Origin of the sequence: Paraburkholderia atlantica (genome assembly GCF_000092885.1) — a bacterium.
In the GTDB taxonomy this organism is placed as follows: Bacteria; Pseudomonadota; Gammaproteobacteria; order Burkholderiales; family Burkholderiaceae; genus Paraburkholderia; species Paraburkholderia atlantica.
The window spans coordinates 1,667,174-1,682,931 of record NC_014118.1 but is presented as its reverse complement, the minus strand read 5'-3'; the positions used below and the strand labels follow the sequence as shown (position 1 = coordinate 1,682,931).

At 63.0% G+C, this 15,758-nt stretch carries 15 protein-coding genes; 7 read left to right on the top strand and 8 right to left on the bottom strand.

Going from position 1 to position 15,758, the window contains the following annotated elements:
• Positions 1-26: 26 nt before the first annotated feature.
• Positions 27-3,095, top strand: a complete 3,069-nt coding sequence (locus tag BC1002_RS23590; protein WP_013092511.1) for a peptidase domain-containing ABC transporter — start codon at positions 27-29, stop codon at positions 3,093-3,095.
• Positions 3,092-4,447 (top strand): sigma-54 interaction domain-containing protein, encoded by a 1,356-nt coding sequence (locus BC1002_RS23585; RefSeq protein WP_013092510.1) that lies wholly within the window; start codon positions 3,092-3,094, stop codon positions 4,445-4,447. Before BC1002_RS23590 ends, BC1002_RS23585 begins: the two co-directional genes overlap by 4 nt.
• Positions 4,448-4,492: 45 nt before the next feature.
• On the opposite strand, the gene BC1002_RS23580 is transcribed toward BC1002_RS23585, so the two are convergent.
• Together BC1002_RS23580 and BC1002_RS23575 are read right to left on the bottom strand one after the other, a co-directional pair.
• Positions 4,493-5,263 (bottom strand): PP2C family protein-serine/threonine phosphatase, encoded by a 771-nt coding sequence (locus tag BC1002_RS23580; RefSeq protein ID WP_013092509.1) that lies wholly within the window; start codon positions 5,261-5,263, stop codon positions 4,493-4,495.
• Positions 5,264-5,268: 5 nt separating this feature from the next.
• On the bottom strand, positions 5,269-5,556 hold the full coding sequence (locus tag BC1002_RS23575; RefSeq protein WP_013092508.1) for a hypothetical protein: 288 nt from the start codon (positions 5,554-5,556) through the stop codon (positions 5,269-5,271).
• 451 nt (positions 5,557-6,007) lie between these two features.
• On the opposite strand from BC1002_RS23575, the gene BC1002_RS23570 reads away from it, so the two are divergent.
• Positions 6,008-6,529: a lecithin retinol acyltransferase family protein gene (locus BC1002_RS23570; RefSeq protein WP_013092507.1), complete on the top strand. Its 522-nt coding sequence runs from the start codon at positions 6,008-6,010 to the stop codon at positions 6,527-6,529.
• Between the two features lie 40 nt (positions 6,530-6,569).
• Positions 6,570-6,821 (top strand): hypothetical protein, encoded by a 252-nt coding sequence (locus BC1002_RS23565; RefSeq protein WP_013092506.1) that lies wholly within the window; start codon positions 6,570-6,572, stop codon positions 6,819-6,821.
• Positions 6,822-6,825: 4 nt separating this feature from the next.
• On the opposite strand, the gene BC1002_RS23560 is transcribed toward BC1002_RS23565, so the two are convergent.
• The gene (locus BC1002_RS23560) at positions 6,826-7,704 is read right to left on the bottom strand and encodes a LysR family transcriptional regulator (protein WP_013092505.1); all 879 of its coding nucleotides are present in this window, start codon (positions 7,702-7,704) and stop codon (positions 6,826-6,828) included.
• 340 nt (positions 7,705-8,044) lie between these two features.
• Here BC1002_RS23560 and BC1002_RS23555 point away from each other — a divergent pair, with 340 nt between their 5' ends.
• Positions 8,045-8,536: a DUF4126 family protein gene (locus tag BC1002_RS23555; protein ID WP_013092504.1), complete on the top strand. Its 492-nt coding sequence runs from the start codon at positions 8,045-8,047 to the stop codon at positions 8,534-8,536.
• Positions 8,537-8,611: 75 nt separating this feature from the next.
• Here the strand turns inward: BC1002_RS23555 and tehA are convergent, their stop codons facing one another.
• From tehA to BC1002_RS23540, 3 genes are all read right to left on the bottom strand, one after another.
• Positions 8,612-9,637, bottom strand: coding sequence for a dicarboxylate transporter/tellurite-resistance protein TehA (tehA, locus tag BC1002_RS23550; RefSeq protein ID WP_013092503.1), 1,026 nt, complete (start codon positions 9,635-9,637; stop codon positions 8,612-8,614).
• Positions 9,638-9,816: 179 nt separating this feature from the next.
• Positions 9,817-10,167, bottom strand: coding sequence for a response regulator (locus tag BC1002_RS23545; protein WP_013092502.1), 351 nt, complete (start codon positions 10,165-10,167; stop codon positions 9,817-9,819).
• Positions 10,168-10,172: 5 nt separating this feature from the next.
• Positions 10,173-11,708 carry an ATPase domain-containing protein gene (locus tag BC1002_RS23540; RefSeq protein ID WP_013092501.1) on the bottom strand — a complete coding sequence of 512 codons (1,536 nt, stop codon included), beginning with the start codon at positions 11,706-11,708 and terminating at the stop codon, positions 10,173-10,175.
• A gap of 215 nt (positions 11,709-11,923) precedes the next feature.
• On the opposite strand from BC1002_RS23540, the gene BC1002_RS23535 reads away from it, so the two are divergent.
• Both BC1002_RS23535 and BC1002_RS23530 read left to right on the top strand, forming a co-directional pair.
• The gene (locus BC1002_RS23535) at positions 11,924-12,970 is read left to right on the top strand and encodes a phytoene/squalene synthase family protein (protein WP_193373046.1); all 1,047 of its coding nucleotides are present in this window, start codon (positions 11,924-11,926) and stop codon (positions 12,968-12,970) included.
• Positions 12,971-13,073: 103 nt separating this feature from the next.
• Positions 13,074-13,322 carry a hypothetical protein gene (locus tag BC1002_RS23530; RefSeq protein WP_013092499.1) on the top strand — a complete coding sequence of 83 codons (249 nt, stop codon included), beginning with the start codon at positions 13,074-13,076 and terminating at the stop codon, positions 13,320-13,322.
• 280 nt (positions 13,323-13,602) lie between these two features.
• Here the strand turns inward: BC1002_RS23530 and BC1002_RS23525 are convergent, their stop codons facing one another.
• Both BC1002_RS23525 and BC1002_RS23520 read right to left on the bottom strand, forming a co-directional pair.
• The gene (locus BC1002_RS23525; protein ID WP_013092498.1) at positions 13,603-13,917 is read right to left on the bottom strand and encodes a DUF4148 domain-containing protein; all 315 of its coding nucleotides are present in this window, start codon (positions 13,915-13,917) and stop codon (positions 13,603-13,605) included.
• Positions 13,918-14,103: 186 nt separating this feature from the next.
• On the bottom strand, positions 14,104-15,654 hold the full coding sequence (locus tag BC1002_RS23520; protein ID WP_013092497.1) for an alkaline phosphatase family protein: 1,551 nt from the start codon (positions 15,652-15,654) through the stop codon (positions 14,104-14,106).
• Positions 15,655-15,758 lie beyond the last annotated feature (104 nt).

Here is a 15,758-nt window from a genome sequence, read left to right as displayed (position 1 = left end):
CCCGATAAAGCGAGGCTCACCGATACATGGACGCTCCCCAGACCGCGCCATCCGCGCCTTCCACCGCCGAATTTCTGGCCTCGGTGGAGATCCTGTCGCCATTCTCGCGCGACGAATTGGAACGGCTTGCCGAATACGCGCAGGCAAAGTTCTATTCGTTCGGCGAAACGGTGTGCTCGGCTGGTGAAGTGGCCGATGGTCTCTATGTAATCCGCTCGGGCACGGTGCGTATCTTTACCGAGGAGCACGGCAAGGAAACCAGCATGGGCGTGCGCAAGTCGGGCGAGTTCTTTGCCGACATTGCGATGTTGCGCTCGTACGTTCACGAAGCGTCGGTACGGTCGTCGGGCAAGACCGAAGTGCTGTTCATTCCGCGCAGCGCGATCGAACCGGTGATGGCGGGCAACGCCGCCGCGCTGGCGTTCGTCGCCAGCTATGTCGCGATCAATTCGGCCGGCGGCTTCGTCGCGCAACTGTTCGATCTGCGCGGCAAGCTGAACAAGGCGGAACTCGAAGAGTACGTGCGCAGCGTCGGCGCAAAACGGGTGGCTGCCGGCAAAGAGATTCTGAAACAGGACGGCCGCGAGGACCGGCGGCTTTATGTGGTGCGGCAAGGCCAGGTGCGCATCGTGCGGCACGAGGAGGGTCACGACTACACGCTCGCGACGCTCGGCGAAGGCGAGATCTTCGGCGAGAAGGCGTGCCTGATGCGCCAGGAACAGATGGCATCGGTGGTTGCGACCACCGACACGCGGCTACTGGTGATCCCCGAGCGCACCGTTCATTTCATTCTCGAACGCAATCCGAAACTGCGCGAAGTACTCGACGAGCGCATCCGCTACGGCGACCGCGAATTGCAGCGCCAAAAGCGGCTCGAACAGCGGCGCAAGCTGCCGTTGATGCTCGACCTGCAGAGCAAGCCGGAACTCGGCGAGAAGATCATCCGGCGTTTCGCGCTCGTCGAGCAGGCCGAGGAAATGGATTGCGGCGCCGCGTGTCTCGCGATGATCTGCCGCCATTACGGCATTCCGATGACGCTCGGCAAATTGCGCGAACTCGCGAACGTGACGACGCAAGGCGCGACGCTCGACAGCCTCGCGCGCGCGGGCGAGTCGCTCGGCTTCACGACGCGCGGCGTGCAATGCACGTTCGATTCGCTGCGCGGCTTCGATCTGCCGTTCATCGTGCATTGGGAGGGCTACCACTATGTGATCGTGTATGGGCTGTCGAAAGAGTATGTCTGGGTGGCGGACCCGGCACTCGGTTTCAGAAAACTGAGCGTCGAAGATTTCGAACGCGGCTGGAGCGGCACTTGCCTATTGTTTACCGGCGGATCGCAACTGCTGCAGATGTCGGCCGAGCGCTCGCCGTGGATTCGTTTTGTCGGATACCTGAAGCCGTACCGCAAGATACTCGGCTATCTGTTTCTGGCGACCTTCGTGATCCAGGTGCTCGGCGTGATTCCACCGCTGATCATTCAGAACATTCTCGACGGCGTGATCGTGCATCAGAACGTCAGTCTGCTGCATTTGCTGATCGGCGGGCTCATCATCTCCAACCTCTTTACGCAGTTGATGTCGACGATACGCGCGTATCTGGCGAACTTCATGGTGCGCAACATGGACTTTGCGATGATGTCGCAGTTCTTCAAGCACACGTTGTCGCTGCCGTTCTCGTTCTTCGCGAAGCGCAAGACCGGCGATATCTTCGCGCGCTTTCAGGAGAACCAGACGATCCGCGCGTTCCTGACCGAATCCACGGTGACGACCGCGCTGAACCTGCTGATGATCTTCATCTACTTCACGATTATGTTCGTGTACAACGTGAAGATGACGCTGGTGTTGATCGCGTTCGTGATTCCGATCATGGGACTCACGGTGATCGCGACGCCGAAGATCAAGGGCTATGCCCGCGAGGTGTTCACGGCGTCGACCAACGCGAAGTCGTTCCTGATGGAGGCGCTCGCTGGCGTCGAGACCGTCAAGGGCATGGGCATCGAGCGGCCGGTGCGCTTGCGCTGGGAAAAGAAATATGCGAAGGCGCTCGAATTGCAGTATCGTGCGCACGCATTCAACATTCTGGTCAGCTTTGGCAGTCAATTGCTGAATGCGGCCACGACGATCGCGATCCTTTGGGTCGGCGCGAATCTGGTACTCGCACGCGAATTGACGATCGGTCAGTTGATAGCGTTCAATGCATTCATGGGCAGCGTATTGAGTCCGCTGATGGGTCTCGTTGGTTTGTGGAGCATGCTCAACGATGCGGGTGTCGCGATGGAACGGCTCGGCGATGTGCTCGATATCGAGCCCGAGCAGAGGCCGCAGGATTTACCTTCCCGCGTGATGCTGCCGGAGCTGCAAGGCGAAATCAGCCTGCAAGGCGTGTATTTCCGCTATGGCGAAGAGGATTCCGGTTATGTGCTCGAGAACATCAGCTTCGATATCAAGCCCGGTGAGCTGGTCGCGATCGTCGGGCGCAGCGGCTCGGGCAAAACCACGCTCGCGAAGCTGCTGGTCGGGTTCTATCAACCGAGCGAAGGAAAAATGACGATTGACGGCTATGACTCCGGCGTGATCGACAAGGCTTATTTCCGCGCGCAAATCGGCTACGTGATGCAAAGCAATCTGCTGTTTTCGGGCACGATTGCCGAGAACATCGCGAGCGGCGACGACGCGCCGGACCGCCGGCGCATCGAGGAGGTCGCGAAAACGGCCGACGCGCATGGCTTCATCAGCAAGATGCCGCTCGGCTATGAGCAGGTCGTCGGCGAGCGCGGCATCGGCTTGTCGGGCGGTCAAATCCAGCGTTTGTGCATTGCGCGCGCGTTGTATCACGATCCGCGTCTGCTCGTATTCGACGAGGCGACATCGGCGCTCGACTCGCAATCGGAAAGCAATATTCTCGGCAACATGCACGACATCCTGAAGGGCCGCACGGCGGTGATCATCGCGCATCGGCTCAGCACGATCATGCGCGCGGACAAGATTCTGGTCCTGTATGAAGGCGCGATCGTCGAACAGGGCCGTCACGAGGAGCTGATCCAGCGCGGCGGGATGTACTATCAGCTCGTGCAGAAACAGTTGAGTGCATCATGATGAAGATACTCGACCAGATTGAAGAGGCGAGTCCCGCGATATCGTACGCGGGACTGATCGAGCGGATCGAGATTCTGCGCTCCACGTTGCGCTGGTCGTCGCGGCTCGAACGCGCCGATATCGACAAGCTGCTCAGGCAGGCCACGTCGTTGCGCGATGAAGTGATGCAGCTTTCGCACAAGGAGCGCTTCGTGCAGGCTGCCAGCGCGGGCGAGCCGCAGACGAGCGCGGAGCAATCGCGTGGCGCGCGCCGCAAGGCGCTGCTCGAGCGCAGCTTTATTTTCGAGGGCACGTTCGGCGACAATCCGCGGCTGCTCGAATCGCTCGAAATAGCGGAGAAAGCGGCGCCGACCGATTTGCCGGTGTTAATCGATGGAGAGAGCGGCACCGGCAAGGAACTGATGGCGAAAGTGATTCACGCGAATGGCGCGCGCGCGGACAAGCCGTTCATTTCGGTGAACTGCGGCGCGATTCCGGACAATCTGCTGGAGTCGGAACTATTCGGGCATCGCAAGGGTGCATTCACCGGCGCGTCGAACGACCGCAAGGGGAAATTCGAAAGCGCGCATACGGGCACGATCTTTCTCGACGAAATCGGCGAGTTGCCGCTAGCGGGCCAGGTCAAGTTGCTGCGTGTGCTCGAAGCGCACGAGATTCAACGCGTCGGCTCCGACGAAACGATCGCGGTCGATACGCGCATCGTCGCGGCGACCAATCGCAATCTGCGCAAGCTCAGCGAGGAAGGCCGGTTTCGCGAGGATCTGTTCTACCGGCTCAGCGTGATTCACGTGACGCTGCCGCCGCTGCGCGAACGGCGCGACGAAATTCCGTTGCTGATTGCGTGGTTCGGCGACGAAGCGGCGGGCACGCTGAAACGCCGGCCGGTCAGATTGACGCCGCGTTTGCGCGACTTTCTGTTGAGCTATGCGTATCCGGGCAATATCCGCGAATTGCGCAACGTGATGTACCGCATCTCATGTCTGGCGGCAGACATGGCGGACATCGAGCATTTGCCGCTCGATATGCGACCGGCCGCACCCGGTTCAGCGGCGGTGCAGGCGGAGGGGGGGCAGGCGAGCGGCGAGCAGCCGATCAGCGTGGCGAATCTGATGTCGTTGAGCGACGCGAAGCGGGCGGCCAGCGACGACGCCGAGAAAGCGTTTCTCGAACGCGGACTGCGTGAAGTCAGCGGGACGGTCGCCGAACTGGCGCGGCGCATCGATATGAATCGCTCACACTTGCAGATGCTGCTGAAAAAGCACGGCCTGCACTCGAAGGATTTCCGCAATCGCAACGCGCCGCCCACGAAAAACGGCACGAACGAGCGCGATGAGGAAGACGAAGAAGGCTGAGTGAAGAACCACGGAAGGCTCGCTGAAACGCGCGCCTGAAGGTCATCAAGGCGCCGGATTCAGCAAGGTCTTGTCCGCCGCATTCGGGTCTTGCGCTTCGACGACCACCGCCGTGATGTTGTCGCGTCCGCCGCGCGCGAGCGCGAGATCGACGAGTTCGCCACATGCGTTTTCGCGCTCCGCCGAGGTCAGCACGCCGGCGATCTCGTCGTCGCTCAGTTCGTTGCTCAGACCGTCGCTGCACAACAGGAACACGTCGCCGTCGGCGACTTCTATCGCGTCGTCGTCGAGTTCGAGCAGATCTGTTGCCCCAACCGCGCGCGTGATCATGTGTTGCGCCGGATGATTGCGCGCTTCTTCGTCGGTGATGACGCCGAGCGAGCGCAGCTCCTCGACCTGGCTGTGATCGCGCGTCAGTTGCCGCAGCTGTCCGTCGCGGTACAGGTAGATGCGGCTGTCGCCGGCCCACACATAGCCGCAGAAGCGATCGCAGGCAAGCAGCACGACCACGGTGCTGCCGATGCGCTGCACCTGGCGGCGCGCGGCCTCGTCGCGCAATTGACGGTTCGCGAATTGCAGACGCGCGCGTACATCGGCGATCAGCATTCTGAGGCCGTGCGGCGCCGCCAGTTGAGTCAACGCGTCGATCACGGTGCGGCTGGCAACGTCACCGACCGCGTGACCGCCCATCCCATCGGCGACAGCCCAGCGTCCCGCCTCGGGCTCGTTGAGGCAGGCATCTTCGTTGATTTCGCGGACCCGTCCCGTGTCGGAACGCGCGGACGACGTCCAGCGAAATTGGCTCTCGCAGGTCACAACGGCTACACCATCTCGTTTCGGTTGCGTGCGTCCGGAGACACGGTGAGGGTCGCGTTCGCGCCGGTGTTGCGTACGTCGACCGACTGGAACTGGTTGATCATCTGGTTAGCATAGAAGTTGTTGGAGACCTCGTACAGATTGACCACCGGCCCAATGCTAGGTGTTTGCGGCACGTACGGCTGAATCCAGCCATAGATCCACGGCGCGCCGCCGCCGCCGCGAATCGCCGCCATCGCTTTGCGATCGAGCGCGAGATTCAGCGAGAGGTCGTTCAATTTGATGCAGGACATGTCGTTCTCCGGTTGGCCGCGTGTGCAATGTGCGCGGCTGAATGGATGCTGCACCAGATGGTGCAAAGGCCATGCCAATCGGGGGCGGATTCGCCGCGAAGCCCGCAGCGCTTTGACTGGCGTGCGTTTCGCGGGCTTTACCACGAACCCGGCCGACGCAATCGGTCGGCTCGCGGCCAACAAGCTCGCCTTCGAACAGGCGTAGGACCCAACACATTCGGGTGGGTCCGCTTACGTTCTCCATTCATGTGAATCGGCGCGCGGCACGGCTCGCAAATGAGCGTCGCACGCCAACAGATCAGCCCGATTTCTGTTGGTCCCGTACTGACATCTGCCTCTTCGGGAAGCCGATCGATCAGCCGTCAGGCCCGTAAACACGGGCTTTCCGGCGGCTGGCCCGGATGATGCAAAAGCTGTCGCAACAGTGTTGGAAATGCGAACGAGGCCAGCCATGAACACCCAAACGCTCGATACCCGCGACGACGAACCGCAATCCGCAGCCGCTTGCGACACCACATCATCGACGATCGATCTGCCGATCGGCGCGCATCTGGTTACGCAACGCAATGGCTACGAACATCACGGCATCTATGTCGGCAACGGCCGGGTCGTGCACTACTCGGGCTTTGCGGGCTCCGCGCATCCCGGCCCGGTCGAAGAAGTTGAACTGGCGCGCTTCGCCGCCGGCCATGCGATGTCGGTTCGCGCGACTCCGAGCGCGCTCTACGTCGGCGCCGAAGCGGTGCGCCGCGCGCGCTCCCGCCTCGGCGAAAACCGTTATCGCCTGCTGACCAACAACTGCGAACACTTCTGCGCGTGGTGCCTGCTCGGCGAAAGCCGCAGCGAACAGGTGGATTGCTGCCTGCGCCATCCGAGCACTGGCGTGCGCGCACTGCTGTGCCTCGTGAAGGCGTTTGTCGAGAGTGGAGCGAGGAACGATCACCGCGTGGCGCAACTCGCGCAAGTTGCGTGAATGCAGCGCGCCGGGAACGGGACGATTCGAGGAGAACATCATGGTTGCCGCAGAAAAGAGCTTGCACTGGGCCGTCGATAAATGGCTCGCGCCCACGCCGTCGATGCCCGCGCGTGTCGTGCGGTTCTGCCATCGCGCGTCGCAACAGCAACGCTATGTGTGTGTGCAGGCGTCGAGGCCGGAAGGATTGCTGTCGATTTTCTTCTTCCGCCACGGTGACGGTTCGTGGAACGTGTTCCCGCCGCAGGCCGAACGGCCCGCGATGAACGGGTACGGCCGTACGGCCGCGTAGCAACTCAGGCGTGACCCGCGGTGGCCGCTTCCTTGGCGAGCCACTGGCTGAACAGCAACATCGCCGGCGTCATCGGCTTGCCCTTCAGGCATGTCAGCCAGTAGCTGCCCGCCTTCACCTCGACGTCGAACGGGCGCACCAGCCGCCCGGTATTGATCTCACGTTCGAACATCAACGCAGGCGCGAGCGCGATGCCCGCACCCTGTATCGCCGCCTCCACCATCAGCCGCGACGAATCGAACACCGGCCCGCGCACCGGCCGCGGCGCGATGCCCGCGGCCGCGAACCAGTTCATCCAGTCGTCCATGCGGTATGAGCGCAGCAGCGTTTCGTTGGCGAGATCGTCGGGCCGCGTGAGGCGCGCGGCGGTCTCGGGCGTGCAGAGCAGCGCGAGCGGCGCGTCGAGCAGCCTGGTGGCGAGCGAGCCGGGCCACGTGCCGTCGCCGAAACGGATCGCGAAATCGAGGCCTTCGGTCGCGAGGTCGACGAGGTTGTTGTTGGTCAGGAGCCGCAGTTCGACGAACGGATGCGCTTCGCGAAACGACTTCAGGCGCGGCATCAGCCAGCCGACCGCGAACGTGCCGACCACACCGACCGTCAGCACCTCGTGGAAATGCCCGCCGTCGAACTGCTTGAGCACCGCCTCGATACGATCGAACGCCTCGGACAGCACCGGCCGCAGCGCGAGCCCTTCGTCGGTCATCGCGAGGCCGCGCGGCAAACGCTTGAATAGCGCGGTGCCGAGCCGCTCCTCCAGCGAGCGGACCTGCTGGCTGACCGCGGCCTGGGTCACGTTCAGCTCTTGCGCGGCGCGCGTGAAGCTCAGATGCCGCGCGGACGATTCGAACGCGCGCAGCGCGTTCAGCGGGAGATACGGTCTCATGGCGCAGATACAAGATTTTCTTGTGAGTGGGCTAACTTATCACCATCCGCCCGCTTCGCCGACTCCCTGTCTGTTATTCGCCAGTCGAATTGTGCGACACTAGGGCCACATCGACGGGGGCAATCGCACGCCCGCCGCCGCGCCCGACGCGCGGCGGCGAGTCGGCAATCAAGGGCCGAAAATTGTGAGCAACGGTGAACGGCCGCTGCGGATTGCCTCGATGTAGGTAGTGAGAAGTTGACTGTCCAGATGGAATGCTCGACATGTTCTGCCGACGTTCGTCCAGGTAAGCCGTCGGCTCGTGCAACCTTGCATCATTGCCCTCGATCGGGAGTCCGCTATGTCCGTGTATGTTCTGGCCTTGCTCATCGGCGTCGTCGCCGGCCTTCGCGCGATGATCGCACCAACCGCCGTCAGCTGGGCAGCGCGTCTGGGATGGCTGCCGCTGCAAGGCACGTCGCTCGCGTTCCTCGGCGCCGCGGCCACGCCGTATATCTTCACCGTGCTGGCGGTCATCGAACTGATCACGGATCAATTGCCCGAAACGCCGAGCCGCAAGGTGCCGCTGCAGTTCGGCGCGCGCGTCGTGCTCGGTGCGCTGAGCGGCGCGGCGATCAGCGGCGCGCATGGCGGTCTTGCGGGCGGCGTGATCGTCGGGGTGCTGGGCGCCGTGGTTGGCGCGGTTGGCGCGGTGATCGGCACGCTCGGCGGCGCGAAGGTGCGCAGTTCGCTCGCGAACATGTTCGGACGCGATGCGCCCGCGGCGCTGATCGAGGACGTGGTGGCGATCGTCGCGGCCGCGTTGATCGTCGTGTCGATGCACGGCTTCTGACACGAACGCAAACACAAACGCGAACGCGGCGGGACGCTTTGCGCGTCGCCGCCGCGTTCGATCGCTAGCTGCCGCTCATTGAACCCGGGCGATTCGCGCGGCGGTCGTGATTTGCTTGACCGGCGCAGCAGCCGCCGTCGAACTCGCCGCCACGGGCGGGACCAGCTTGCCTTGCACGAGCAACTGAAGCGTCTTCACGACCAGAATCGCGATGATCGCGTTCGCCACCACGAACAGAACCGGTGCCGCGTATTCGATCGGACCCGTCGCGCCGCGTTCGACCAGACGCAGCGCCATCGTCGGCAATGCCGCTATGCCGAAGCTGAACGCCCAGTAGCCGGGCACGAACGCCTGTTGGCGAATCCACCGCAGCAAACGCAGCAGCATCAGCGCCTGAAACAGACCGTAGCCGAGCAGCGCGAAGGCGAACAGATCGGGCGTGCCGCTCGTGAGGCTCAGATACGCGACACCACCGACGACCGGCGGCGCGAGCTGCACGCCGAGGGTCGGGCGCAGCGCTTCGGGCAGCGGTTCATGCACGGCGGCGCGATGCAGGATCATCGATTCGAGCGCGAGCCAGGCCAGCATGCCGCCGCCGAAAAACAGCTCGCCCAGTTGATGGAAGCCGAATGCGGCCGAGCTCGTCGCCGCGACGAAACCCGCTCCGACCGTCGGCAGATAGATCGCCGGCGTGGTCAGTTCGGGCTTGCGGCCGCCTTGCCACAGCCGGCCATGTAGATAGACGCCGAGCCCAAGTTGCGCGACCGCCGCGATGCCGTATAGCGTCAGCGCGACGGTGTGCGCGTACGGCTGCAACAGTTGCGCGGCGAGCAGCGTCGAGATCGGCGCGAGCGCGACGAACGACGACTGCACCGGGTGGTCCAGTTCGGCGCGTGCGTCGGCGGTCTGCGCGAACCACTTGTGCGCGTAGGCGAACAGAATCACGACCCAGACGGCGAGCGCCGCGACCGTCACCACGCTGCCCGCGACGGCCGGCAAATGCCACAGGCGGATTGCCACGCGCCACAGGTTGGCAAGCGCCAACGAGCCCACCGCGATACTGAAGAACCCAGCGGGAACTGCACCACGATTGCTGCTCATGACGACCTCCGAAAGTTGCATCGCGCGGCGGGTTGCTGGCTTTGCGCGATCGATGGCGTACTGTAAAAGGCCGCGGAGAATCGTAGAACGCTGCAAACGCTCGACAAATGGCGCGAGCGTCTCAAGCTGCGTTTTTAGCGGGGAAAAGAGGGAGAAAGCGCGGCGAGGGAAGGCAGCCGTCAACCGCCCATGCGCACCAGCATCGCCAGCAGCTGGTCGAATGACAGCGGCTTGCGCGCGTACGCGATATGCGGATTGGGCTGCGTCGGAATGTCCGATGCGGCACTGCACAGGATGATCGGAATGTCGCGCAGTTCGGGGTCCTCGTACAGCGCCGCGCACAACTGGATGCCCGACATGACCGGCATCATGCAATCGGACACGATGATGCCCGGCCGGCTCGAGCGGACCAGTTCGAGCGCAACGGCGCCGTTCGACGCGGTCCGCACCGCATAGCCGTGTCGTTCCAGCAGCAGCCGCCACACTGTGAGGATGTCGAACTCGTCGTCCACCACCAGAATGGTTTTCATGGCGGCTAGGTTTTTCGCCGCGATTGCAGCGTGGCCGATAGGCCCGGCGTCGATTGGATGCCGGCGGCGCCGGGCGAGCCCTCGATCACGTCGAGTCCTTGCGACGAAATCGACAGTTCGTGCAGTGACGTGTCGTGCGCGCTTTCGCGTTGCTTGACCACCGAGATCATGCGTCGCAGTCCTCCTTCGGTCTCGGCGTAGCGCAGCAGCACGAGGTTCTCGGTCAACGCCGACACGCGTACGGCCTTCGCGTGGCCCGGCTCGCTGTACAGCGGCAGTTCCTCAGTGATGAGCGTCGTGATGGCCGCTTCGCGCAACTGATGCAGCAGTGCATTGAGGAACAGGCCGAAGCGCTCGGTGCGCAGCGCCGAATCGCGAAAGCCTTCGACGCCGTCGATCACGATGCGCGTCGCGCCGGTCTGCTTGACGGTGACGAGCGCTTTCGCCGCGATTTCGTCGATGGCGAGTTCGATCGCCGGCTGCCAAAGCACGACCAGACGGCCGTCCTGCCACGCATCGGCAAGCGGGATCGACACCGCTTCGGCTTTGCCGATCAGGCGCTGCGGACCCTCGTAGAAGCCGAGATACACGCAGCGTTCGCTGCGCGCGAGGCCGGCCGCGAGGAACTGCAGGCACAGCAGCGTCTTGCCGACGCCCGACGGGCCGATCAGCGTGGTCGTCGAGCCTTGCGCGAAGCCGCCGCCGAGCAGATTGTCCAGGTGCGGCAAGCCGAAGCCGAGCCGTGCTTTCAGATCGACGGGGCCCGGTTGCTGCGCGCAATGCGCTTCGAGGCGCGGGAACATCAACAGCCCGCTGCCGGCGATGCGGAAGAAGTGCTTGCCCATCTGATGATCGCGCGCGCGCATCTTGTGCACTTCGATCTCGCGCGCGCGGCGCATGCCGTCGTGATAGCGGTTCAGCTCGATCAGACCATCCACTAGCGTGTGCTCGGGATGCGGCTCGTTGCCCGACAGCGGCGCGAGCAGCAGCGTCGTGCAGTCCATCGCGGCGACTAGCGCGTTCAGCTCGTGGATGAACTTCGACAGCGACAGCTCGGTTTCGCTGAATTCGCGCGCGCTGCGAAAGCCGTCGATGATCATCAGGCTCGGCCGGTAGTCGTAGATGCTCGACGCGATCAGCTTCAGGAAACCGTCGAGGCCGTCCTGCATCAGCTCGTGATAGCCGGACACGAACAGCATCTGCTGCGCGACCGCGGTTTCGTCGAAAAAGCTCAGGCCTTTCAGGTGACCGAGCAGCTTGTCGTGCGATTCGGCGATCAGCGTCATGTACAGCACTTTTTCGCCTTGCCGTACCCGGTGAAAACCGATCTGGCTCGACAGGATCGTCTTGCCGGCGCCGGCCATGCCCTCCAGTAGATAGACACCGCCGCTCACCAGACCGCCACCGAGGATCTCGTCGAAACCGGGCACGCCTGTTTCGACATTGCGTCGCGCGGCGTCGGGCCGGGCCGCGTCAGGCCGGGGCGCGTCAGGTCGGGCCGCGTCGGACTGGCGGGAGTTGCTGGATGCGTCGGTAGCCATTGTCGATATGTCTTTCAAAGTGCAAGCGACGGTCTGGTCATGACCGTCCTGTGCTCAACCTCGACGTCGTAGCAATCACCGTTCCCGATCGCGAGTGGCGCTGTCTCGCGGCGCGGGAGCCCGTCGCACGCGACATGGGGGACAGCACGTATACAATTCGGCAGCGCCTGATCCTCGCGGGCTTTCACCCGCCTATTTGTCAATCAATCCAACCCATGCCGAATCCCACCCGGGCCTTTCTTCTCGGCCCGCTCCTAAAAGGCGTTTCACGCTCTTTCTATCTGACGCTGCGCGTGCTGCCCATCGGCATGCGCGATCCGATCGGCCTTGCGTATCTGCTCGCGCGCGCCGCGGATACGATTGCCGACACCTCGCTGATCGCGCCGGGCCAACGCCTCGAATTGCTGCTTGCGTTGCGCGATCAGGTCAATGGCGTGGCCGTCGAAAGTGCGCCGTTCCAGCGCATCGCCGCCGAAGTCGCGGGTCAGCAGGCGCAATCGGATGAAAAGCTGCTGCTCGAATCGTTGAACCCCGCGCTCGACGTGCTCGCGCAACTGAGCGAGTCCGACCGGCACGCGGTACGCGCGATCGTCACGACGCTGACCGAGGGCATGGAATTCGATTTGCGCACGTTCCCCGACGAACGCTCCGGCCAGATCGCGGCGCTGCGCGAATATGACGAACTCGATCGCTATACGTATCTGGTCGCGGGCTGCGTCGGCGAGTTCTGGACCACGATGACTTACGCGCACATGCCCGGAACGCTGAAGGAACAGCCCGATACGATGAAGCAACGCGGCGTGCGTTTCGGCAAGGCATTGCAGATGACCAACGTGCTGCGCGATTGCGGAAAAGACTTGCGCATTGGTCGCTGCTACCTGCCGCAGAGCATGCTCGAGCGCCACGCTTTGAGCGCGCGCGATCTGCTGCAACCGGCCATTTCGATCCGCGCGCGGCCGTTGCTCATCGAGCTTCTGTGCAAGACGCTCGATCATTTCCGCGCGGCGCTCGACTACACGCTCGCGATTCCGGCGAGCGCGGTACGCTTGCGGCTCGCCTGCCTATGGCCGATCCTGATCGGCCTCGACACCTTGCTGCTGCTCGCGGATAACGACGCGTGGCTCGATCCGGCGAACGTATCGAAGGTGACGCGCGGTGACGTGTATCGGATCATCGCGTCGTCGCTGCTGCTGGTGCCGTCGAATGCGCTGGTGCGCAACGCGATCAATAGCCGCATCGCGCGAATCGAGGCTCGGCTGTAGGCGCAAACGATTTATTCTGGATCATTGAAACGTCAACAATCGGGAAAGCCCTAAGCCACTGCATTCGCGCTTCGCGTTAGTCTTTTCGAAAAGGAGACGACCCATGCGGCAAGCGTTCAATATTGCGTTGGTGCTTTTGCTTGGCTATTTGATGGCGGATCGGGCGTTGATGCGTGCGCAGGCGGGCGAGGTCGGCACGATTACGTGTCACCAGGGCGCGGCGCTCGTTAAATCGGACGCGTTGAAAAAGGGCTTCGGTGACGCTGGCGCGAGCGCGCAGAGCGAGAGCTTTCTGTCGGGTTGCCTCGTGACCGGGCGTGGCCAGGTCGGCGATCTGATCGCGCGCGAGTGAGCGCCGGCAGCTGAGGATTCGTCGCGGCGCACGCACAGCGCCGCGAAAAAGCGCCCAGACCGTGAAGGCCCGGGCGAAGTCACCGGGAGCCCGATGACGGAGGTAACACATATGAACTGGCCCGCGCTCGGAGATACCCGAGCAGCGGGCCAGTTCATTTGAATCAGGGTGCGCGTCGCAAGGACGCGCCTTTCGGACGTGCTCGCGGTTCGTTTCGCCTTAGGGCTTCGCAGCCACACAGCTGAGCTCGACGAACCGCCTGGTGCCTACCGCTTACCGCTTACTGACCGAAGTAGACCGACTTCGGGCCACTCGTCGGAGCCGCACGGCTCGTTTGGGTCGTACCGCTCACCACACCACCGAAGCCGGTAGCGGCTTGGCCGACGCCGTTTTGCGCGTCGACGCGGGCTTGCGCAGCCTGGATGTCAGCCGGGTAGTGCGGGTCGGCGAGACCAGGTTGATAACCAGCCTTTTCCAGTTGGACCAGCTCGGCGCGCACTTGAGCGCGGGTTACGGGCTGGTTGGTTTGCGCGAAAGCAGCGACGGGAGCGGCGACAGCGACGGCGATGACAACGGCTTGAATCAGCGATTTCATGATACTTACCTCCAGTTCAGGTTTTATCTTGCTGCGAACTTGCTTGTTCGTAGTCAGTGATTGCATTGTAATTTGGTGAGTTCGGCAGAGTAAGTGGAGATTCAGGTAATGTTTGTTGCCAAAATTGATACAAAGTCCCGAAATCTTCGGGGTTAACACGTATCGCTGCCGCCGCGGTGCCGAGTGCTACTTCTCCGCTACCGGACTGACCGGCGAGGGCGTTGCCGTCGCCGGCGCGTCGCTGCGCGCGATGCCCGGCGTCGCGTCACGCACCGATTGCCGCAAGCGCGTGAACGCCTGGCTCGTGCGCGCATCGCGCTGGTCGCGTGCGTCGTAGAAGTCCTTGCTGAGCCACTGGCCGAGACTCATCATCAGCGAGCCCAACGCGCTCTTGAAGCGCACCCACGCATTGCCGGTGCGCGCCAGTTGCGCGGCCCCCTCGACCGCCTCGGCGGCGAGCCGGTCCAGTTCCGCGTGCAGAAAGTCGGCGAAATGATGCAGGCCATGCTGATTGCCATTCGACGATTTGCGCTCCAGTTCCACGTGCTCGGCAATCAGCGATTGGTTGGGCACGCGAATAAACGGCGGGGTATCGGAGCGCGCGACGCCGTCACGGCGAATCGCCACACCGAGGTTCGCGGACGCCGCGGTGCGCTTGCCGAGCGGTGGCATTTGCCACTTGTCGCACAGGTACTTCAACAGGCTGCAATGATCGAATCGTTCGTTGCATGCGCCGGCTTCGCACCACGGCGACACGAGGATCGCGGGAACGCGTACGCCGAGACGTTTGAAATCGAAGCTCGTGGTGTGGTCGTCGGGTGCGACTGCGTCGGCAGGCGGCGATACATGGTCGTAGAAGCCGCCGTGCTCATCGTAGAGGACCACCAATAACGTGCGCTCCCACAGCGCCGGATTCGAGCGCAGCGCATTGTAGGTATCCGCGATCAGCTTTTCCGCCTTCATGATGTTGTGCGGCGGATGATCGTCGTTCTGCGCTTCGCCGAAGTACTTCGGCTCGATCAGCACGAATTGCGGGAACTGGCTGGCGGGTCCCGCTGCGTCCTCGAAGAACTTGTCGAAAGAGCGGTAATTCGCTAGGTTTTCCGCGCGTCGCTGGTTCTTCAGCAGCAGTGACGCGGGGAAGTCGTAGAAATAGACACTCCATGTTTTGCGCGCGGCGTTCAACCGATCGAAAATCGTGTCTTGATCCTGCTCGGTGTACCAGCGTGGATTGAGCCCGTCGAGTCCCGAAGGCATGTCGATCTCGCCTTTCGATGTACCCGTCAGCGCAAAAAAACGGTTCGGCCATGTCGGCCCCGGCAATGAAGAGAACCACCGGTCGCACACGGTGAATTGCGAGCCGAGCGTGTGCAGCGCGGGCAGAAAGCCGAGCGGGTAATAGCCCATCACGTCTTGCCGCGCGGCGAGGCTGCTCTTCGGGTAGTCGTTCACGAACGAACGCACGAAGCCGCCGTTGTCGGCGGCGATCTGATCCATCACGGCCTTGTGCTCGTGATTCGGATCCTGCTTCATCTGCCGCTCGCGCGTCGCACGTGGATAGAAGGTGTGGCCTTGACCGTCGGCGTTCGATTTGCCGGCCGCGTTGCGCACGCCGTCCAGATTGTCGTGCACGGCGTCGAGGCAGCCGAGCATCTGGTCGAACGAGTGATTCTCCATCAGCAGCAGCACGACGTGTTCGATCGGATCGTTCTGCGCGTTCGGCTCGACGTCACTCATCTTTATCGCTCCACTTGGGACGGGACGGACTTCGCGTTGCCAACTTAGCGCAAAACGCGTGCTGGCGAAAGAGCGCTACTTTGAAACGGACCTGCACGCGACGC